The following is a 20,984-nucleotide window of genomic DNA, read 5'->3' on the forward strand; positions in this document are numbered from 1 at the left end:
CTATCCGAGCAAGGTTGTCAACCGTTCTAAAACCACCGCTACAGCTTCCTTGGGCTTGATGACGAGAAGTATTGTATCATCGCCTGCTACGGTTCCAATCACTTCATCCCAGTTCGTATTATCCATCACAGCCGCTAAAGCATGGGCATTTCCCGGTATGGTTCGAATTACGATCAGACTTTCAGTATCATTCATGGAGATTACAGTTTCCCGCAATAAGCGTTTAAGACGGTCCTGGAGATTTGTCGGATGTACCTCGGTGGGAATTGCATAACGATAGTCGTCATCTGCGGTAGGAATTTTAATTAAACCCATTTCCTTAATATCTCTGGAAACCGTTGCCTGTGTCACCTCAAAGCCTGCACTATGTAATTTATACGCTAAATCTTCCTGGGTTCGAATAATCTCCTTAGTGATAATTTCTTGAATTTTCATCTGGCGACGAGCTTTCATCTATTTGCCTCCTGTTTCCTTGCATAATTCAAGAATATTAGCCAAATCATCCCATTAACACACCATATCCCATAATTCCAGGTTTACTCATGCCAACGATCCCTTAACTTCTCTCGAACAACTTGGGGAAAACTTCGATTTCCTAAACGGATCAGTTGGGCCCGAATTGCAGCTTTTTGGATAATTACCGATTCACCCGAACGCAGTTTGATACTATTCCGCCCATCAAAACTAACGAGACATTGTTCCCCGCTCGATAATGAGATTTGGATTTCTTCTTGATCAGAAACAAGCATCGGGCGAGCAGACAGAGAATGCGCTGCTAAAGGCGTCAGAAGAATTGCCTGAACATTAGGACTGAGAATCGGGCCGCCGGCAGATAAGGAATATGCAGTAGAACCTGTGGGCGTCGAAACAATCAAGCCGTCTGCCGGGTAACTAACTGACGGTTCACCGGAAAGATTTGCTTGGAGAGTGATGATTCCCTCCTGACTCTCTCGTGAGAAAACCACGTCATTTAAAGCCAATTGCATATTAACTTCGTTGCTGTTCCGTTGAATCACTGCTTTTAACATTAAACGTTCTTGGATTTCATAATCCAGATTGAGTATTTTCTCTAGAGCCTGAAAAACATCAACTTTTTCAATCTCACACAAAAAACCTAAACGACCGAAATTTACACCCATCACAGGAATTCCATGGGGTGCGCTTTCACGGGCCGCCTCTAGAAGAGTTCCATCCCCGCCCAAGGAAATAAGAAAACTAGTTTTGTGTTTAATAATTTCAGGCCAGCGCGACAGAACGTTCCAGTCACGGCGCTGAAACCAGTCTTTTATCTCCTGAGCCAATTGAATTGCTTCCGGTTTGCTTTTATTGAGCCATAAACCTACGACTCTCTCCATTTATCATTCCGTCTCTTTCTGAGCCTCTTCAACAAGACGCTCCAGCTCATTCTTCCAATTAATTCCGGGCAACGCCATTTGTTTTAACCAAGCAAGATATTCAATATTACCCTCGGGACCACGAATTGGTGAAAAGTCCAAACCAAAGACTTGAAAGCCCGAACTTTCCGCTTGATTCAGAACATTCGTGAGGACTTGTCTATGTACCAGGAGGTCTTTTACAACGCCCTTTTTACCCACATGCTCTCTGCCTGCTTCAAATTGCGGCTTGATTAGGGTGAGCACCTGTCCATTATCTTTCAAAATTTCTTTCATGGCTGGAAAAATTTTAGTTATTGAAATAAAAGCCACATCAGAAACAACCCAATCCGCTTGTTCAGGTAAAGAATCCTTCGTTAAATAGCGAGCATTCACTCGTTCCATGGAGACTACCCGCGGATCAGTACGCAGCTTCCAGTCTAACTGTCCATACCCTACGTCTACTGCATAAACGCGTTTAGCCCCATTTTGCAAAGCACAATCAGTAAATCCACCAGTGGACGCCCCAATATCAACAACGATCTGATCATTAAATTGAAGCGAAAATGTTTCAACAGCTTTGGCTAATTTGAGTCCTCCTCTTGAAACAAAAGGCAAGAGTACCCCTTTTATTTCAATCAGGGAATTATCCGATAATTCTACTCCGGGTTTATCGACACGCTGCCCGCCTACAAACACGCTCCCAGCCATAATCATGGCCTTTGCTTTCTCGCGGCTCGCTGCTAAGTTGTTTTTCACCATTAGAACGTCAATTCGTTCTTTTCCTTTTGACAATAGTATTTTCTCGTCCCTTCATCCAATCGTGAGACTACCACTTCTATAAGTGGGAGTAGTCCCCACTCGTTGAGTTCACTTACCGACTGACACTTTATCCGCGGATTTTGGGATGCTGTGAACTATGTTTAACCGTTCTGCCGCCTGGATGATTCCTTTAACTGACAATCCCTGAGACATCTGCAGCTGCGGAATCGAGCCCTGTTCAACAAAGCCGGTATAACCAAGACGTTCAACGTTAACCCCTTGTATTCCCTCTTCTTCTAATAGCTCAAGAATAGCGCTGCCCATACCGCCCTTTAATACATGATCTTCAATTGTGATAAGATTTTTGGTTTGACGAGCGTAATAGAGGATTAATTCACGATCAAGAGGCGTAATAAAACGCAAGTTAATCACTGCCGCGTCAATACCCCGGTGCCTTAGTTCCTGCGCAGCCGATAGACAAGTATGAACTGTAGGACCAATACCGATCAACGTCACATCACTGCCCTCGCGCAGTACTTCACCCTTGCCGATAGGAATCTCCCTCAGCGGTTCCTCCAAGGGAACGCCCTGTCCCGCAGATCTCGGGTAACGGAGAGCGATCGGCCCGTCATAGTTGATTGCTGTATAGAGCATATGGCGCAATTCATTCTCATCCTTGGGAGCCATAAAGACTAAATTTGGAATGATTCTAAAAAATGCAATATCAAAAACACCGTGATGGGTTGGTCCGTCATCTCCTACAACCCCAGCGCGATCAATGGCTAAGACAACATTAGCGTTTTGCAGGCAAACATCATGGAGAACCTGATCATAGGCTCGTTGATAAAACGTAGAATAAATAGCAACGACTGGTTTAAGGCCTCCGAAGGCTAATCCGGCAGCAAACGTCACGGCATGTTGTTCGGCAATGCCCACATCAAAAAAACGATCCGGGAACTTTGCCGCGAAATCCTTGAGGCCTGTCCCGCTTGGCATAGCAGCACTTATGGCAACAATTTTAGGATTTTCCTTACCTAAAGTACAAAGCGTATCCCCAAAAATTGCCGTATAGGTTGGGGGAGCCGGCTTTTTAATAATCTTGCCGTTTTCCGGATTGAAAGGACCCACTCCGTGGAAGACATCAGGATTGTCTTCGGCAGGTTTAAACCCTTTTCCCTTGCAGGTCACTACATGAACAAGCACTGGACCCTTTTTATGTTTTGCTTGATCTAAAACTTCTTCTAATAAGGCCTGATCGTGGCCATCAATCGGACCCAGATAGGTAAACCCTAGTTCTTCAAAGATCAGCCCCGGGACCAACAAATATTTCAAGCTATCTTTAGCTTTAGCAACCATCTTAGCAACTTTGGAACCAATTCCGGGAATACGTTTTAACAGCTCCTCAATTTCTTCTTTACGTTTATCATAAAGCGGATCTGTCCTTAACCGATTGAGATAGGAAGACATCGCCCCAACATTTGGAGAAATGGACATTTCATTATCATTAAGAATTACGATGATATTTGTTTCGGTATGACCTGCATGATTTAAGGCCTCAAAGGCCATTCCGCCGGTCATAGCTCCATCTCCGATGACTGCAACGACGTGGTGATGTTCTCTTAAAACATCCCGAGCTTTGGCAAAGCCAACGGCTGCTGAAATTGATGTACTGGAATGACCTGTTTCAAAGCAATCGTGGACGCTCTCAGACCGTTTGGGAAAACCTGAGATTCCTTGATATTGTCTTATCGTAGAAAATCTATCAAAACGACCTGTCAATAATTTATGAACATAGGTTTGATGGCCGACATCCCAGATGAGCTTGTCATTTGGGCTGTCAAATATCCTATGTAAGGCTATTGTCAGTTCAACAACACCTAGATTAGGAGCTAAATGCCCGCCATTTTTCGAGATCACATCAATCATTTGCTTTCGAATCTCTTGAGCTAGAGTGTTAAGCTCGGTAAAATCCAACGAGCGCAAATCTTTTGGCTCATGAATTTTTTCGAGTAGTCCCATCCTTTTTGCCCCCTCGTTTTTTCGGTCCAGTCAGATTCCAACCCGTAATTTGTTCGAAAGCTGCGATAATACTCCCAACCCAGGCAATAATTGTATTGGCTTCTTGCATAGCCAGAGATTTACCTATTGCTTTACCGGTAACGGTGATCGAAGCCACCAAGGCCAGTATAATCGTCGTTAGCCAAATTTCTTTCGTTCCAAAGTGCGGATACAACCGGACAATATCTATAACAATCGCTGCTGCCAAAACTCCGCTTAATGTTCCCGTAATGTCCCCCACTACATCATTCGCCATATTTGCCACCAGGTCGGCATGCCGTACAAGAAAAACTGCTTGCCGCGCACCCTTTACCCGGTTGGCAGCTCTGGCATGGTGAGGGGCTTCCTGAGCCGCTGTAGCAGCAATCCCAATAATATCAAAAACAATATGGACTCCTATTACCGTTAAAAGCAATAAAGCTGCAACCCACAATGAAGAGGTCTTGCGTATCAAGAGCTCAGAACTCACCCCTACGGCGGCCGCGATTAAAAAACTTCCAACAAAGACAAGGCCAAGGTGTTTCCAGCTTTTACGTTTGCGAACTGCCAACGATCTATAGACCTCCTTAAACCAACTCAGATCAACAGCCCCACAATTATCCCTACGAGAACACCTCCGAAGACCTCTAGGGGAGTATGCCCTATAAGTTCTTTTAAGCGATCTTGGGCCAGATCCGATCCTTGTGACAATCTCTCAACCAATTGATTAAGAACTTCTGCTTGTTTGCCTGCTTCTCGCCTGACTCCTGCCGCATCATATAATACAACCATGCCATAAACAGCGGAAACTGCAAATATTGGAGAATTCCAGCCGTAATATTTCCCGATCCCTAAAGCCAAAGCGCTGACTGTAGCTGAATGAGAACTGGGAAACCCTCCGGAACTCCATATAAGTTGGAAATCAAGTTTGCCGGCTGCTATCAGGCTAATGACGACTTTCAAAAGTTGGGCGGCCAGCCAAGCCGTGACAGCTGAAATAAGTATCGTATTATAAAATATTCCCGGGAAAATTGGCATAGTAGCACCCTCTTTAATGCTGGCGTTGCTCGATATAGACCGCAAGTTCACTGAGAAAAGAAAAGTTTCTCTCAAACAGTTTTAGCGCAGATTGAGCTCTTTGAGTTTGAGCGTGTAACTGGTGTTTTGCTTCTTCAAGCCCCAATAAAGAGACATAAGTGGATTTCCCTTGGCGCAGATCGCTTCCGGCAGGCTTACCGAGGGTCTCACTATCTCCGATAACATCTAAAATATCATCTTTAATTTGAAAAGCCAAACCTAGAGCTTGAGCATAATTAGTTAAAGCCTCAATCTGCTCTTCACTCCCGCCTGCTAAAATTCCGCCGAGACGGGCGGAAGCTATTAATAAAGCACCCGTCTTAGCTTTATGTATTTCTTCAATCTCCGTCAAGGATAACTTTTTCTCTTCCCCGGCAATGTCTAGGACTTGTCCTCCCACCATCCCGTTTTTCCCTGCAGCCGCAGCAACTTCCCGGATCACTCGAAGCTGCTTTTCGGGCTGACCGAGAATAGGGTCGGCCAAAAATTCAAAAGCATACGTTAGCAAACCGTCTCCGGCTAAAATTGCATTTGCTTCTCCAAACACCTTATGATTGGATAATCTTCCCCTTCTATAGTCGTCATTATCCATGGCCGGTAAATCGTCATGAATCAAAGAATAGGTATGTATTAATTCCAAGGCGATGGCGGCAGGCAGAATCTTCTCCGGGTTACCGCCCACTGCTTCTGCTGCAGCTAAGGCTAAAACCGGCCGAATACGTTTTCCTCCTCCGACTAAAGAATAAGACATACTCTCACTTAAGGTATCCTTCCCCCAAGGTATTTGGGCCAGATGCTCCTCAATCATGGACAAATAGCGTTGGAAGGTTTCATTAAACACCGCTCTCATCCTTTCACATCATAGCTGACAGGTTGATATTGTAATTGCCCGTCGGGGTCTTCAAGCAGAACTTGCATTTGCTTTTCTGCCTGATTCAGTACCGTTGAACAATGCTGGACAAGAGCCACACCGACTTTAAAATATTCCAAGGCCTTTTCCAGAGGAAGATCTTTTTGTTCCAGAGCTTTAACGATAGATTCTAATCGTTCAAACCCTGATTCTAAAGAGATCGTTTCGTTTCCTTCCAGAATATTCATATTGATCGTATCGGCCAATCCTTCAGAGAAGTCCCCTTTTCCTTCTTCAAATGCCATCATTTTATCTCCTTCTCTGTTACCTTACAACTTAAACGTCCCTCGCTGAGCTGAACATAAATCTGGTCCTGCAGCTCAACATGCGCAGCTGAACGAAGAAGTTTCCCTTCTTCGTCATAGGCTAAAGAATAGCCTCGGCCTAAAATTGTTAACGGGCTCAATAAATCCAATTTTGCCGCCAATAGTTTTAGTATACCATTTTTCTCATTGACAAATCTAGTCATACCCTCTTGGAGGCGCATATGAAGGGTATCCAGGCGCTGGCGATTCTGGTCTATTCTCCAAAACGGATCTCTTAGGGGACCTTTATTGGCGATCCCCGCCAGATGTTGCCGTTTACGTTCAATTTGCGCCTCCAATCCGCTCCGCAATCGAGCACGAAATTGCTCTATCTGAAACTCCAAATCAATCAGTATGGGAACCGCAAGTTCGGCGGCCGCCGAAGGTGTTGGAGCTCTTAAGTCAGCCACATAGTCAGAAATAGTCACGTCGGTCTCATGTCCAACTGCTGAAATAATAGGGATTCTGGAAGCAGCAATGGATCTGGCAACAATTTCTGTATTAAAGGCCCACAACTCTTCCAAAGACCCTCCGCCTCTGCCAATGATAATTACATCCACTGCCTCCGAGCGATTCAGGCGGGCTATAGCTTGGGCAATCTCTTGAGGGGCTGCTTCACCTTGTACTGCCGCCGGTGCCAATAGCCATGGCATCTTCGGATGACGACGCCCCATGACATTAATAATATCTCGAATAACTGCTCCGGTGGGACTTGTTACAATTCCAATACGGCGAGGATAAGCAGGAATCTTTTTTTTACGTTCCTGTTCAAACAGTCCCTCTTCAGCAAGCTTTTTCTTCAGTTGTTCAAAGGCTAAATAGAGCTGTCCGAGTCCACTCGGTTCCATTTCTTCAGCATAAAATTGAATTGTACCCTCACGATCGTAGATGCGAAGATTACCTCGCACTATCACTTTCATTCCATCTGAAGGCACGAAACGGACTCTTTCGGCACGGCTTTTAAACATAACTCCTTTAAGACTGGAAAACTCATCTTTCAAGGTGAAATACCAGTGTCCGGAGGCACGATGATTCTTGAAGTTGGAAAGTTCACCGCTAATCCAACAATTTTGAAAATCCTTTCGTTCTTGGAGAACCTGGCCTATTTGACCGACAAGTTCTGAAACTGACCATATTTTGGGCACATCTTTCACCTCGAGATTATTATACCATTAGAAAACTGGCCTGAGTCAAGTTCGTTAGGGCAGAAGCCGTTACTCGCACTAAAACACGTTTCCCACTAGGCAGCAAAACCGCAGAGCGGCTGAGTGGTTTAATAGCAAAGAAAACTTAGCTGGCGCTCACACGAAGACACTGCCTTCGCACGAATAAGCATACTTGCAGACACTGTCATCGCACAAATTAACGCTTCTTGCAGTCTACAGCCAAAAGTTATACTTTCTTCTAGTATGAAAAAGGGATAAGGACTTGCCTTACCCCCAGAGTAACTATCAAAACTTTAAAATGAATTGACCCATAGTCCCCCACCAAAGCCCCGAGAATTTAGGATTAGGTTCAGTTCAGCTTTGATGAACCGCTTCATTATAGCCTGCTTTGCACCACTGCGACAGTGTCAGCGCAAATAGCAGCAGCTTGTTCAAACAATCGAGTCCGTTCGGCCTTCACGCGTTCTTGATAATCCTGATCCTTAATCTGTGGAAGGTTAATATCTACACTAAGCATTGCTGATTTTAAGGCATTTTCCGCTAAATAGGCTGCTACCCCGACATCACTGATAGCTCCTTTATTACCAATGGGAGCTAGTTCCTGAGCCAATTGCAGTACTTTGAAACAATTTTGGGCAATCCCCAAAGGTGTATCAGTTGCCGAGACAAGAACTTCTTGTAATTTACCGGTCCGTAAAGCTTTCTCTTCTTCAGTACCTTTCGGTAACTTCAAAACGCCCATGAAGTTGGAAAACTCCGCTATATCTTGACTCAGTCCTTTTTTTAGTAATTCTAAAACCATCTCGGCCTGCGACAGGATCTCTTTAACTCTTGGCTCAACGTCTTTGTATTTTTCCTTGCCAATGGTCAGATTAGCAACCATACAGGTCATTGAGGCTGCAAGAGCACCTACATAGGCAGAAACGCTCCCACCGCCCGGTGTTGGCGAAGAGCTGGCCGACACCGTTAAAAATTCCTCAGTAGTCCATTGCCAAATTTGCTTGGAGTCCATTAAAGTTTACCCCCTTGTAAGACAATCCCTTTGAGAACGTTGCGCATAATTAAAGCAGTTGTCAATGAGCCAACGCCGCCAGGTACAGGAGAAATCAAATCAGCTGCCTCTTGAACGGCTTCGAAATCCACATCGCCGCATATTCCTTCCGGCGTCTCATTAATTCCTGCATCAACGACAATAGCTCCTGGCTTAACCATATCCTTTTTAATCAATTTAGCGCGTCCAACAGCAGCAATTAAGATATCGGCCTGACGAGTAAAGGCTCCAAGATCAGGAGTTTTAGAGTGGCAAATCGTTACCGTAGCATTGTGCTTCAGAATTAGAAAGACCAGCGGCTTACCAACAGTCTCTCCCCGCCCGACAATCACCGTATGTTTCCCTGCAATTTGCACGCCTGAGCGTAAAAGTAACTCGATGCAGCTTTGCGGAGTTGCCGGAAACAGTCCTTCCTCTCCGCTCAAAATATATCCGCGATTAATAGGATGTACTCCATCAACATCCTTATCCGGTCGTACTGCCGCCATGATCTTTTCTTTGGAAATACCTTTTGGTAAAGGAAGTTCTATCATGATCCCATGAACACTCTGATCTTCATTGAGTTTTTCAATCTGAGCCAGAACATCGGCTTCCGGTGTACTGCCTGGCAGGGCAAACAACTCAAAGGCCATACCCAAACTTTCACTGACTTTTTGCTTTGAACGAGCATAGACCACAGAAGCCGGATCATCTCCAACCAAAATTACAGCAAGTTTAGGTTGAATACCTTTTTCTTTCCACTGAACAATTTCCTCGCGAATCTCTTCCTTGAGAATTTTAGCGACAGCTTTTCCATCTAATAGTTGAGCCAATTGAAACACTCCTTTCAAATCTCTGCTCAAATTAGCAGCCGGTTCAAGCTTTTTGCATTTCTTTCTATAGCTTTGACCAACGCCTTTTGTGATTAAGTTTGGAAGTCATAAGTACGTTCAAATTTATGCTTTAATTTAAATATTATAAAAAAACTGAAATCTTTCTTCCTAAAGATAGGCTGAATTAGCAGGAACTAAATTCAGCCTAACATTACAATTATTTTGTTTTGAGATAAGCATCAATACCGGCTGCTGCCTTTTTACCGGCTCCCATGGCCAGAATAACTGTCGCTGCACCCGTAACAATGTCCCCGCCGGCAAAAACACCGGGTTTCGAAGTCATAAGCGTTTCAGGATCTGCAACAATATTGCCACGTTTGTTTAATTCCAACCCCGGAGTAGAGGTGGTTACTAAAGGATTGGGACCTTGGCCGATTGCCACCACCACTGTATCCATCTCGATCTCAAATTCCGAACCGGGAATCGGCACTGGGGATCGTCGTCCAGAGGCATCCGGTTCTCCCAATTCATAACGCAAGCAGGTTAAACTCTTAACCCAACTGCGTTCATCTCCCTCAATAGAAACCGGATTCGTCAGAAGACGGAATTGAATCCCTTCTTCTTCAGCATGCTCGAGTTCTTCTTTCCGAGCCGGCATTTCATCACGGGAACGGCGATAAATAATGTAGACATTTTCAGCCCCTAAACGTAAAGCAGTGCGAGCTGAATCCATAGCTACATTTCCTGCGCCAAGCACAGCCACATTCTTGCCAACTTTAACGGGGGTAGCATAGTCGGGGAATTTATAGCCCTTCATTAAATTAGTTCTTGTCAAAAACTCATTGGCAGAGTAAACCCCGTTGAGATTTTCTCCGGGTATATTCATGAAATAGGGAAGCCCAGCGCCGGTCCCAATAAATACCGCATCATAGCCGTTTTCCATGAGTTCATCGACGGAGGTTACTTTTCCTACAACTTGATTAGTGAGGATTTCAACCCCCATCTTTTTTAAGGTATCGATTTCCGTTTGCACAATGTCCTTTGGCAGACGGAACTGAGGAATTCCATACATCAGAACTCCCCCGGCAACATGCAATGCCTCAAAAACAGTCACTGCATGCCCTGCTTTGGCTAAATCACCGGCACATGCTAAACCCGCCGGTCCGGCACCGATAATCGCAACTCGTTTACCGCTGGGTTCAACTTTTTCTATTTGAGCAGCTTTCGATTTCATGCCGAAATCTGCGGCAAAACGCTCCAGACGTCCAATGGCCACAGATTCTCCTTTAATGCCCAGAATACACTTACTCTCGCACTGGCTTTCTTGAGGGCAAACACGTCCGCAAACGGCTGGCAATGAATTTTTAACTTTTAAAATTCTAGCGGCTTCCTCAAAATTTTCCTCAGCAATTTGTTTAACAAAATCCGGAATAAGCACTTCGACAGGGCATCCAGTGCGACATAAAGGTTTTTTGCACTGCAAGCATCGTTTTGCTTCTTCTACCGCCATTTCTTGAGTATAGCCCAAAGCGACTTCTTCAAAGTTGTGTGCTCTGACCTTAGAATCTTGGCAGGGCATTTCGTGACGGGGTATTTTATTCGCAGCCATTAGTGATGCCCCCCTTCATGATGACATTCTAAGCGAGCCTTAGCCCGATTCTCTTCATCCTTGTAAAAAGCGAGACGTTTCATTGCTAAATCAAAATCTACTAAATGGCCATCAAACTCAGGGCCATCTACACAAGCAAATTTCGTTTCATTGCCGACACTGACGCGGCAAGCACCACACATGCCGGTTCCATCAACCATGATCGGGTTCATACTGACAATGGTCTTTAACCCCAAAGGCCGAGTATACTCCACAACTGCTTTCATCATAATCATGGGACCTATTGCCCAGATGGCATCAACTTTATGTCCGTCACTTAAGACTTTAGCTAAACCATCAGTGACAAATCCTTTAACGCCGGCACTTCCATCATTGGTAGCTATGACTACTTCATTGCTCACAGCACGCATTTCGTCTTCCAAAATCAAAAGATCGGCACTTCTGGAACCCAAAACTGAAATCACATGATTTCCGGCATCTTTCAGACCCCGAGCAATTGGGTGAATTGGGGCAATCCCAAGGCCGCCTCCAATACAGACAACCGTACCATATTTTTCAATTTCAGAAGCAACCCCCAGCGGGCCGACAAAATCTTGAAACTCATCCCCTTCATTCATCTGGGTGATGATCGCCGACGAGTATCCCACATCTTGGACAACAATCGTAATCGTACCTTTTTCACGATTAAAATCCATGACGGTCAGCGGAATTCGCTCGCCAACTTCATCAACCCGGACAATTACGAACTGTCCGGGTTCAACCTTAGCAGCCACAGCCGCAGCTTCGACTTCCAGCAAGGCAATGCCTTGAGCCAAAAGTCTTTTTTTAACAATGCGGTACATTTGACTCCTCCTCAATGTCCAGAATATTTAACTAGCATTTTATTTATTTATTCGATATGTTCTAGGCAATATCCTTCCGAAATATGTTAGTTAAAGGTATATAAAAAAATCATTGATTAAAGTATTAAAACTCATATCTATTATTTACATAATCAGTTTAGAACATTTATTTTATTGGCTATTAGATCCTTCATCAAGCCCTTTAGTATTTCCTTTCGCCACACTGTCTACAATTCTGTCAAGGATTCCATTAACGAACTTGGCTGACTCTTCCCCGCCAAAACGTTTTGCCAATTCAATCGCTTCATTGAGACTGACTCTGCCAGGGATATCGGGACGAAAGAGGATTTCGCAAGTAGCTATACGCATCACATTGCGGTCAACATTAGCCATTCGCTTAATTCCCCAGCCTTGGGCGAACGAAGCAATGGTTTCATCAATCTGTTCTAAGTGGGCAATGGTTTCATCAACAAGCTCCCGAGCAAAAACCTTACTACTCTCAGGGACTTCAAATTCTTCCGCCCAACGTTGAACTTCTGCTGAAGGAGATAAAGGTTCTTTCGTTAAGTCTCTTTGGAAAAGAACCTGCAATGCTGTTTCACGGGCTAATCTTCGGCTCAAGGATATTCCTCCTATTATTTGTTGATAGTTTTTTTCAGCCAGGCCATGATATCCTGATGGTCATCTTGGCGTTTTCCAATGATAAATCCCAGAAGTACAAATAAAGTGAGTACCATTGTCCGCCAAAAGCCAAGGGTTACCGCCAATAACCCCGTAACAAATCCGATTGAAGTTCCAATCAGCTTGCCGGGATGGTTATTTAAAGCCCAAACGATAAATCCAGTGAGTTTCTCTCCCAAGTTGTGCCAAAAGTCACTCATCGAACGCGTGCCGTGCGTACTCTTTCTAATCGCCGCACGAACACTTTCACCTCAATTACACTTATACCGGTATATAATTCTACATCTTGCTTGACCTTTTCTTTCAGTTTCTTTGAAGTCTGGGGTATTAGGATGCCCTGCTCATATTGACATGATACTATTATTTGGAGGCCTGATTCTCGTTCTCTAAGCTTTGATTGAACTTGCATAACTCCTGAAATGGCTGTCGCACTGCGGGCAATAATCTCTTCGAGTGCTTCCTGAGAAATGCGCACCTCCCCATCGCTGCCGGAAGAAGTGCGAAAGGTACGATCATTATTATCTTGCGGTCTAACGAGTAGGAGTAATCCTCCTAAAAGCAAAAAAACGGCCACAACTAAGCTCTCCAAGGGATTCCATTTTAACCAGTGGAGCCCCTGAAGCAGTAAATCATAAGGGAGCCCCCACCCTGTGGCCATGGCAAATATCCAAAGTGCCCCCAGAACCATGAGAACTCCCAAAATAAAGGCTAACAAGTGTCGTCCTCCTTTCAGAAGCCCCCCCTGGAATTTCCAGAGGGGGCATTTTCTTTACTTCAGACGAAAGTCTTCTTCTTTGCTTTCCAATACCGGTTTAAAATTAACTCCTTGCACATGTACATTGGCCTCAACAACAGCAAGACCTGTCATACTCTCAATGGCTTCCTTTACTGCTTCTTGTACCTTATAAGCAACTTCTGGAATTGATACGCCATACTCCACAACAATAAAGAGATCTACGGCAACCTCATGTTCGCCAACCTCAACCTTGACCCCTTTGGATAAGTTCTTATTTCTGCCTAACATCTGAGCAAGGTCTCCCACAAAACCTCCGCTCATGCCAACGACACCCTCAACCTCTGAAGCTGCTAATCCGGCAATGACCTCTACAACTTCGTCGGCAATTCGGATAGAACCGAGAGAGTTTTCCGTTTCCAGACTTTCCATTTCTTCACCTCCAGATAAACTGAATCTAATATAGTTCCAATCCGAGTTAGATTAGTCCAATATAATATAATACAAGACAAGATAAAATAGAATGATATGGCAAAAAATCATCCAATTCCCATGGTTCGCTAATCGTTGCTATTATAACAAATCAAGGGCATTCTGGCAAAGATTATTGTAATAATCTTTAAGAATACCCCTTCGTCATTCATCATTGTTTCTGCCTAATCTTTAATTCTCAACCTACTCTCCGAGAATCCGCCGTTGAATAAAATTCGTATAGACTTCCCCTCGGCGGTAGAAAGCATTTTCTAAAACTTTCAAATGAAACGGAATTGTCGTGTGAATTCCTTCAATCACGAATTCCTCCAGGGCACGTTTCATTCTTTGTATAGCTTCTTCCCGAGTAGCACCCCAAACAATCAGTTTTCCGACCATGGAATCGTAGTAAGGAGAAACTGTATAGCCCTGATAGGCAGCACTGTCAACCCGTACTCCCGGGCCACCCGGTGCATGATATATTTTTAGAGTACCCGGTGAGGGCATGAAGTTCTTATCCGGATTTTCAGCATTAATTCTGCATTCTATAGCCCAGCCGCGAATTTCAATGTCCTCCTGGGTATATCCTAACGGCTCACCGGCTGCTAAACGAATTTGTTCTTTAACCAGATCAAGTCCCGTTACAAGTTCTGTTACCGGGTGCTCTACTTGGATTCTTGTATTCATTTCAATGAAATAAAAGTTTCCGTGCCGGTCTAACAGAAATTCAATGGTCCCAGCATTGGAATAGTTTGCTGATTTAGCAGCTTTTACTGCTACTGAGCCCATTTTAGCTCTTAACTCAGGCGTTAGGGCGCTAGACGGTGCTTCTTCCAAAAGTTTCTGGTGACGGCGCTGTAAAGAACAATCCCTTTCACCGAGATGTACAACCTCACCGTATTTGTCAGCTAATATTTGAATTTCAATATGCCTGGGTTCTTCAACGTATTTTTCCAGGTAGACATCGGAATTGCCAAAAGCGGCCTGAGCCTCTGTTTGAGCCGCCTGAATTGCTTTACTCAGTTCCTTAGCATTCTGAGCAACCCGCATTCCCTTACCACCGCCTCCAGCTGAGGCTTTAATCAAAACGGGATAACCTATACTATCAGCAACAGTTTCCGCCATCTGATCATCTTTAATGATGTCTTTAGATCCGGGAACCACCGGCACTCCGGCATCAATCATAGTTTTTCTGGCGATGGCTTTATCTCCCATCGTCTCAATGGCATGGGAAGACGGTCCAATAAACGTTATCCCACAAGACTCACAAATCTCGGCAAACCGAGCATTTTCTGATAAAAACCCATATCCGGGGTGAATAGCGTCAACACCCGTCAATTCAGCAGCACTAATGATGTTAGGAATATTCAAATAGCTTTTGACGCTTGCCGCTGGGCCTACGCAAACTGCCTCATCGGCGGCCTTTACGTGTAAAGATTCTCGATCTCCTTCGGAAAATACAGCAACCGTCTCAATATCTAGTTCATGACACGCACGAATGACACGAAGGGCAATTTCTCCGCGGTTTGCAACCAGGATTTTTTTAAACATGCCTTTTCTCCTTATTTTTCAATGATGAACAGCGGCTGACCATACTCAACGGGTTGCCCATTCTCTACTAAGATTTTAATTAACTTTCCTTCAACATCGGACTCAATTTCGTTCATTAACTTCATAGCTTCTATAATGCAAACAGGCTGTCCGATACTAATTTGCTGCCCCACTTCCACATACGGTGCTGCATCCGGCGAGGAAGCATGATAAAATGTTCCGACCATCGGAGCAGTTATAGTTTCCGTATTTTGCTGGCCGACAGGATCTGAAGATGCAACGGGAGCTTCCGCAATTAGTTCAGCCTGAACATTTGAGGCTGCGGCAATAGTCTTAGATTCCTGACGGACAGGAGCCGCTGCCGGAACGCTTGGAGGAAAATTCATCCCCTTGCGGATGGCAATTTTTACACCATCACTTTCCAGGTTTAACTCACTTATTTCTGTTTCATCAATTATTTTAATTAATTCTTTGATTTCCTTTAAATTCATTTTTGAATCCTCCTTAGCTAATCCCGTGGTCCAGATTTCCTTCGCTGCTTTCGTTTCCTTTACTGCGCTAGCTGCGGTTTTAATTTCGCTGTTGGGTATGATTCCATTTTTCCTCTCTTCAAAAAACTTCTTAGCGATTTGAGGAAAAATAGCAAAACTCATAATATCTTCCGGAGAACGGGCTAATCCTAAGCTATCACGTTTGGCCTTCTCCATCCCCGGTTCTAAATTGTCAGCCGGACGCTCGAATAATGGCTTCTCATTGCCAATAATCTTTTTCTGAATATCATGATTGATGGAAGCCGGCGGACGTCCATAGAGACCACGCACATAAGCCTTTACTTCGCCAGGCACTAATTTATATCTTGCCCCGCTCAAAACATTTAATACAGCTTGGGTCCCAACAATTTGACTTGTCGGTGTAACTAAAGGCGGATAGCCTAACTCTGCCCGAACCTTGGGAATTTCATTTAAAACATCATGAATGCGGTCAAGGGCCCTTTGTTCCTCCAATTGAGACACCAAATTCGAGATCATTCCGCCAGGAACTTGATGTTCAAAAACTCTCATATCGGATATCCGGGTAATCCCACGCTCAAAGCCACGGCTTTTGCGCAAGGCTTCAAAGTAATTGGCTATGTGGAATAGATTTCTAAGATTTAGACCACTGTCATAGTCCGAATCTTGAAAAGCCCTGACCACTGTTTCAACAGGAGGTTGACTTGCTCCAAAAGCTAAAGGAACACTGGCCGTATCGATGACATCAACTCCCGCTTCCGCCGCCTTCAGATAAGCTCCTACTGCCATTCCTCCAATGTAGTGACTGTGCAAATGAATCATAATCCCCAATTTCTTTTTTAAGAGGGAAACTAACTCATAGGCTCTAAACGGCGTAAGCAGTCCAGCCATATCTTTTATACAAATGGAATCCGCTCCCAGTTCAGCAAGAGCCGTCGCTGTTTCCAGATAATGATCTATCGTGTGAACCGGACTCATGGTATAAACGACGGATGCTTGAACATGAGCTCCGGCCTTTTTGGCAGCTTCCATGGGAACAACCATATTTCTCACATCATTAAGAGCATCAAAAATCCGGATAATATCAATTCCATTCTTCACACTGAGGGAAACAAACTCTCGTACCACATCATCCGGGTAATGCTGATAGCCTACTAACGACTGGGCCCTAAGAAGCATTTGCAAGGGAGTTTTATGCACACGACGTTTAATCTCACGCAAACGTTCCCAGGGATCTTCGCCTAAAAAACGCAAACAGACATCAAAGGTTGCTCCTCCCCATACTTCGAGAGAAAAATACCCTGCCTCGTCGATCTCTTCTAAAATCGGCAGCATATCCTCTGTACGCATACGAGTAGCCCAAAGGCTTTGATGAGCATCCCTAAGTGTCGTATCAGTAATCTTAATCGGTTTCACTGCCGTTACCCCTCTCTCTTTACCCATTAACATTTCTCAATAGGGTAAGATTTTTCTTAATCTTAAGACAATACTTTACCTAAGTAAAACATATGTCTTATTATATGGGGCAACGTTTCCATTTTCAACGCACAGATGTTAAGTATATTGTATTTTGCGCCGGCCTAGCTGTACTGACCTTAGGTACTGATCCTTAAATTGATGCTTGCATTGTCTGTCTCGAAAAATTCCAGATGGAACTTTGTGCTCCTTAACTTAACATAGAGTTTAGTCCAATTCTACTAATTCGAGCTTAATGATAATTTTCCTGCTCAAAGACAGAACTTTAAATTTTCAGCCAACTTACTTCTTCGCTGATATCATAATCTTATCCAACCTTACTTTGGTGACGCGGACAACAACATCTTGGATAATGCTTATCTCATCGGGCGTTAAACCTGAAGAATAAACAATCACTGTGACATTGTCCGGACAGACGTCGGTTACAAGATCTTTAAACCCCTTGATTTTTAGGAGATTTTCGATTTCATCCTCTTTTTGGATTTTCCTGCTCAATTCGAGCCATTGTTCCTGAGCCTTAATCTTAGTTTTTTCCACGCTTGAATTTAGCAACTCAGAGAGCATTGATTTCGTTTCCTGACGAAACTGATCGCGCTTTAGGCGATAATTTACGAAGTAATTTTCTCCAGTGCCATCCGGTTGGATGGGCTCATATTGAATTTTGACAGAAGAATCAATAACGGAATTGCCAGGATATTCTTCAAAATTTGCTGCAGACTGAGAGGGGGATTTTGCCCATACCCATAAGGCTCCTATGATCAGTACCAAACCTGCGATTAATCTCAGTAATTTCCACAATTTGAAATTATTATTAATTAAAATTACGGGCTTTCTTAACCCTCTGTTCATTGCTCTCCCCCCATTGGGACCACAGTGATTTTGGCGCTGGGAATACTAAGGAGAGTTTGAACTGCGGTGTGGATCGCTTCCCTTACCTTGGGATCCCTTGCTCCTTCGGCAATCACCAGAACTCCGGCTACCTCAGGACGGTCTTCCATCACCATGACAGGCATAGAGGAACCGTTCGGCATAACCACCTGATTGTTCTCAGTTTCCTGGGTTGTTTCTCGGGTTCCCCCAGTTTTATCCGTCTCTTTAGAGGTGTTTTTGGTGACACTTTGGTTGCGGGCATATTCTGTCTTCAGCCCGGTTGAGAGACTTACGGATACTTGAACCTTCCCCACTCCATCCATTAATGACAGATTGGCCCGTAGTTTACTCTCCAACTCTTTTTCTAAGGCAGAAATTTTCGTACCCGAGGTGGCAACCAAGGAGCTTGCTGGCGCGGTTTGCGTACTTTGAATTTGATTTCCCGGTCCTCGGCCTAAATAGATAAAAGACATCCCCACAGCCACTAAGGCTACTAATCCTATCAAAGTTTTTTCCGAAGAAATGAAATTTGTTAATTTCACAAATAACAGCCTCCTCTCAAAATAACCCTGCTTTAATTTTCCCGAGCTTTCAATGTTCTTGAACATGGATTAATTCTTTGGACAAGCTCATCAAAGTAGAAATCTTATCTCGTACTTCCTCACATCGTGTCGATTGTGATTCAGCAACGGACTCAGAACCGATTTTTATGGGCTGAACAGATTGTATTTCAGCGTTATCCGGCGTCAACGTCACCTTAATGTTGGAAATTTTGGGCTGGTCGGTAATACCTCCTCCCCCATCAACAAAATCAATGTCCACTACAGCAGATTTAACGCCTTTAGTTCCTAGGGCTAATGCCTGGACCTGGTTTTCAAGTATCTGGCGATATTGCCCTTGTACAGCATCACGTCCAACATTTATTCCTTGTCCTTCAGCAATGGTTGGAAGATCTTGGGGGACTACAGTTGACCACGCAGGGACCTCCATGGTCAACGGAACGTGTAAAAAAGAAGTTATCGGAGCAAGTACTGCTGAAATCACAAATAGTCCCATAACCATCTGGACAAAACTCCTCATGGATTTATTGGGCAGAAGCATTTCCAGAAAGGTAGCCACTAGTAAGATAAAGGCTAGATTGCGCACTAAGTTTTGTAACGTCTGCATCATGCACCTCCTCAATGCAACATCACAGATAAGGTTCCCGTTCCAATGACCACTGCTATGGTCATAAAAAACATAATTCCCACCGAGGCAACGGTTACTAAGATAAAGATTAAACTTTTCGACATATCCTGGAGGCTGTCTGCCAGACCTTTTTCGCCAAGCGGTTCAATCAAAGCGGCAGAAATCCGAAACACAAGGATCATGGTTAGAAGTTTAATCAGCGGGCCTAGACAAATGATGATGATCGCTAACAAAGCAATGATGCCCACTGCATTTTTTAATAACAGGCCAGATGTTACGACCAATTCCACAGCATCTTTAAAAAACTTCCCCACAACCGGAACAAGATCTGCAGAATATTTGGCAGTCCTAAAGGCAACGCTGTCGGCTACCCCGCCCGTAACTCCCTGGACACTCATAACTCCAATGAAAATGGTCAGAACCACTCCCAGAGATACTTTGCCTACGAATTCAAAGAGCCCTGCTAACTTACTGAGTTTAAATTCCTTGGAAATTTGATTAAAGAGCTTTAATACTGCCGCCAGAAAAAAAAGTGGGAGGATAACCGTTTTAATGATCGTGGCCAAGACGGTTAAACTGCCCAAGATGAGCGGTTTAAACAGCGCTGCACTGGTAATATTCCCCATCGTAATTAATAAGGTCATCATGACCGGAAAGAGTGTTTGCATCAAGCCAACCATTTGGTCAATAACCCCGCCGGCAATGGTCAATGCCTCGCGAAAAGACGTAAGGGCAATGGTGAGTAGAACAAGATAGGTCATAACTTGACCCGTTTTGCCGACATTGCCGCTGAAAGCTGTTTGCAGCTGTCCTAAAATTCCGCCTAACGCCGCGAGCACCAGCAGTTTTCCGATAAGGGGGACATTTTTAGAGATCTCCCGTACTAAAACTCCAAGGAGCATCTGGCCGAATTTTTCCGGCGACAAATTTAATTTTCCGCTCTTTAAGTCTTCAAACATTTGACCCAAGGAAAAACCGGACACCCCCCTTTGGGTATCTTGATCCAATTGATCTAAAAATCCCCGCAGCTGACTCAAATCAATCTGTTGGGAGAGGTCCGGCTTGGGCAGCTGTGAGGGATTATCAGCCGCCAAAACAGGAGAAGTTGTCCCACCTAGTAAGACAATAAAAAAGAGAATCACTTTGACAATAGATACCCTCAACTGCATCACCTCACGGAACGAGTCTGACTAAGGACTCTGTTATGGCTACAATGATGGGAATCGCTAATACAACAACCCCAACTTTGGCCGCTATTTCAATTTTTGTTGCTAAGGCTCCCTCCCCTGCATCTCGGCAAATTTGTGCTCCGAATTCTGCAAGATAGGCTACACCGACGATTTTCAGGACGATCAGCAAATAATAGGAACTAATGTTAGCTTGATCAGCCAACGTTTGAAGCAGATTAATAATTACTTTGATTTTGCTGAGAATCATTATAAATATTGTGGCACCGGCTAGAATTGAGAGTTGTAAAGCTATTTCAGGGCGAAACTGTTTTAAGACTACACTTATTACAGTCACAATAAGAGCTAGTCCCACGATTTGCCATATTTCCACA

24 protein-coding genes are annotated in these 20,984 nt (G+C 44.2%); all 24 read right to left on the reverse strand.

Annotated elements, in window-relative coordinates:
- The 24 genes from argR to spoIIIAD all read right to left on the reverse strand — a co-directional run bounded on the left by argR (position 1) and on the right by spoIIIAD (position 20,983).
- Positions 1 to 453, reverse strand: a complete 453-nt coding sequence (gene argR / locus DESACI_RS15865; protein WP_014828213.1) for an arginine repressor — start codon at positions 451 to 453, stop codon at positions 1 to 3.
- An 83-nt stretch (positions 454 to 536) separates the two neighbouring features.
- Positions 537 to 1,355: an NAD(+)/NADH kinase gene (locus DESACI_RS15870; RefSeq protein WP_014828214.1), complete on the reverse strand. Its 819-nt coding sequence runs from the start codon at positions 1,353 to 1,355 to the stop codon at positions 537 to 539.
- 3 nt (positions 1,356 to 1,358) lie between these two features.
- Complete coding sequence (locus DESACI_RS15875; protein ID WP_014828215.1) at positions 1,359 to 2,168, reverse strand: TlyA family RNA methyltransferase; 810 nt, start codon at positions 2,166 to 2,168, stop codon at positions 1,359 to 1,361.
- Positions 2,169 to 2,243: 75 nt separating this feature from the next.
- Positions 2,244 to 4,154 (reverse strand): 1-deoxy-D-xylulose-5-phosphate synthase, encoded by a 1,911-nt coding sequence (dxs, locus tag DESACI_RS15880; RefSeq protein WP_014828216.1) that lies wholly within the window; start codon positions 4,152 to 4,154, stop codon positions 2,244 to 2,246.
- Positions 4,129 to 4,743 (reverse strand): CNNM metal transporter family protein, encoded by a 615-nt coding sequence (locus DESACI_RS15885; protein ID WP_014828217.1) that lies wholly within the window; start codon positions 4,741 to 4,743, stop codon positions 4,129 to 4,131. The genes dxs and DESACI_RS15885 overlap by 26 nt, the downstream gene beginning before the upstream one ends.
- A gap of 26 nt (positions 4,744 to 4,769) precedes the next feature.
- The gene (locus DESACI_RS15890) at positions 4,770 to 5,210 is read right to left on the reverse strand and encodes a divergent PAP2 family protein (RefSeq protein WP_014828218.1); all 441 of its coding nucleotides are present in this window, start codon (positions 5,208 to 5,210) and stop codon (positions 4,770 to 4,772) included.
- A gap of 13 nt (positions 5,211 to 5,223) precedes the next feature.
- Complete coding sequence (locus DESACI_RS15895; RefSeq protein WP_041276564.1) at positions 5,224 to 6,090, reverse strand: polyprenyl synthetase family protein; 867 nt, start codon at positions 6,088 to 6,090, stop codon at positions 5,224 to 5,226.
- A gap of 5 nt (positions 6,091 to 6,095) precedes the next feature.
- Positions 6,096 to 6,407: an exodeoxyribonuclease VII small subunit gene (gene xseB / locus DESACI_RS15900; protein ID WP_345788476.1), complete on the reverse strand. Its 312-nt coding sequence runs from the start codon at positions 6,405 to 6,407 to the stop codon at positions 6,096 to 6,098.
- Positions 6,404 to 7,609 carry an exodeoxyribonuclease VII large subunit gene (gene xseA, locus DESACI_RS15905; protein WP_014828221.1) on the reverse strand — a complete coding sequence of 402 codons (1,206 nt, stop codon included), beginning with the start codon at positions 7,607 to 7,609 and terminating at the stop codon, positions 6,404 to 6,406. The genes xseB and xseA overlap by 4 nt, the downstream gene beginning before the upstream one ends.
- Before the next feature lie 397 nt (positions 7,610 to 8,006).
- Positions 8,007 to 8,642, reverse strand: coding sequence for a cyclodeaminase/cyclohydrolase family protein (locus tag DESACI_RS15910; protein WP_014828222.1), 636 nt, complete (start codon positions 8,640 to 8,642; stop codon positions 8,007 to 8,009).
- Positions 8,642 to 9,493, reverse strand: a complete 852-nt coding sequence (locus tag DESACI_RS15915) for a bifunctional 5,10-methylenetetrahydrofolate dehydrogenase/5,10-methenyltetrahydrofolate cyclohydrolase (RefSeq protein ID WP_014828223.1) — start codon at positions 9,491 to 9,493, stop codon at positions 8,642 to 8,644. The genes DESACI_RS15910 and DESACI_RS15915 overlap by 1 nt, the downstream gene beginning before the upstream one ends.
- A 217-nt stretch (positions 9,494 to 9,710) precedes the next feature.
- Positions 9,711 to 11,102, reverse strand: coding sequence for an NADPH-dependent glutamate synthase (gene gltA, locus DESACI_RS15920; RefSeq protein ID WP_014828224.1), 1,392 nt, complete (start codon positions 11,100 to 11,102; stop codon positions 9,711 to 9,713).
- On the reverse strand, positions 11,102 to 11,944 hold the full coding sequence (locus tag DESACI_RS15925) for a sulfide/dihydroorotate dehydrogenase-like FAD/NAD-binding protein (RefSeq protein ID WP_014828225.1): 843 nt from the start codon (positions 11,942 to 11,944) through the stop codon (positions 11,102 to 11,104). The genes gltA and DESACI_RS15925 overlap by 1 nt, the downstream gene beginning before the upstream one ends.
- 171 nt (positions 11,945 to 12,115) lie before the next feature.
- The gene (gene nusB, locus DESACI_RS15930; RefSeq protein WP_014828226.1) at positions 12,116 to 12,565 is read right to left on the reverse strand and encodes a transcription antitermination factor NusB; all 450 of its coding nucleotides are present in this window, start codon (positions 12,563 to 12,565) and stop codon (positions 12,116 to 12,118) included.
- A 14-nt stretch (positions 12,566 to 12,579) separates the two neighbouring features.
- Entirely contained in the window at positions 12,580 to 12,825 is a 246-nt protein-coding gene (locus DESACI_RS15935) for a DUF2273 domain-containing protein (protein ID WP_014828227.1), read from the reverse strand.
- Positions 12,822 to 13,340 carry an alkaline shock response membrane anchor protein AmaP gene (gene amaP / locus DESACI_RS15940; protein ID WP_014828228.1) on the reverse strand — a complete coding sequence of 173 codons (519 nt, stop codon included), beginning with the start codon at positions 13,338 to 13,340 and terminating at the stop codon, positions 12,822 to 12,824. Before amaP ends, DESACI_RS15935 begins: the two co-directional genes overlap by 4 nt.
- A gap of 54 nt (positions 13,341 to 13,394) precedes the next feature.
- Positions 13,395 to 13,790 carry an Asp23/Gls24 family envelope stress response protein gene (locus DESACI_RS15945; protein ID WP_014828229.1) on the reverse strand — a complete coding sequence of 132 codons (396 nt, stop codon included), beginning with the start codon at positions 13,788 to 13,790 and terminating at the stop codon, positions 13,395 to 13,397.
- A gap of 243 nt (positions 13,791 to 14,033) precedes the next feature.
- The gene (gene accC / locus DESACI_RS15950; RefSeq protein WP_014828230.1) at positions 14,034 to 15,380 is read right to left on the reverse strand and encodes an acetyl-CoA carboxylase biotin carboxylase subunit; all 1,347 of its coding nucleotides are present in this window, start codon (positions 15,378 to 15,380) and stop codon (positions 14,034 to 14,036) included.
- Between the two features lie 11 nt (positions 15,381 to 15,391).
- Positions 15,392 to 17,332 carry an acetyl-CoA carboxylase biotin carboxyl carrier protein gene (gene accB / locus DESACI_RS15955; RefSeq protein ID WP_014828231.1) on the reverse strand — a complete coding sequence of 647 codons (1,941 nt, stop codon included), beginning with the start codon at positions 17,330 to 17,332 and terminating at the stop codon, positions 15,392 to 15,394.
- A 315-nt stretch (positions 17,333 to 17,647) separates the two neighbouring features.
- Positions 17,648 to 18,214: a SpoIIIAH-like family protein gene (locus DESACI_RS15960; RefSeq protein ID WP_014828232.1), complete on the reverse strand. Its 567-nt coding sequence runs from the start codon at positions 18,212 to 18,214 to the stop codon at positions 17,648 to 17,650.
- The gene (locus DESACI_RS15965; protein ID WP_014828233.1) at positions 18,211 to 18,777 is read right to left on the reverse strand and encodes a stage III sporulation protein AH; all 567 of its coding nucleotides are present in this window, start codon (positions 18,775 to 18,777) and stop codon (positions 18,211 to 18,213) included. The genes DESACI_RS15960 and DESACI_RS15965 overlap by 4 nt, the downstream gene beginning before the upstream one ends.
- Positions 18,778 to 18,826: 49 nt before the next feature.
- Positions 18,827 to 19,405, reverse strand: a complete 579-nt coding sequence (locus tag DESACI_RS15970; protein ID WP_242833069.1) for a stage III sporulation protein AF — start codon at positions 19,403 to 19,405, stop codon at positions 18,827 to 18,829.
- A gap of 8 nt (positions 19,406 to 19,413) precedes the next feature.
- Positions 19,414 to 20,586: a stage III sporulation protein AE gene (gene spoIIIAE / locus DESACI_RS15975; RefSeq protein WP_014828235.1), complete on the reverse strand. Its 1,173-nt coding sequence runs from the start codon at positions 20,584 to 20,586 to the stop codon at positions 19,414 to 19,416.
- A gap of 10 nt (positions 20,587 to 20,596) precedes the next feature.
- Positions 20,597 to 20,983: a stage III sporulation protein AD gene (gene spoIIIAD, locus DESACI_RS15980; RefSeq protein ID WP_014828236.1), complete on the reverse strand. Its 387-nt coding sequence runs from the start codon at positions 20,981 to 20,983 to the stop codon at positions 20,597 to 20,599.
- Position 20,984: the final 1 nt, after the last annotated feature.

This window comes from Desulfosporosinus acidiphilus SJ4 (genome assembly GCF_000255115.2).
Lineage (GTDB): Bacteria > Bacillota > Desulfitobacteriia > Desulfitobacteriales > Desulfitobacteriaceae > Desulfosporosinus > Desulfosporosinus acidiphilus.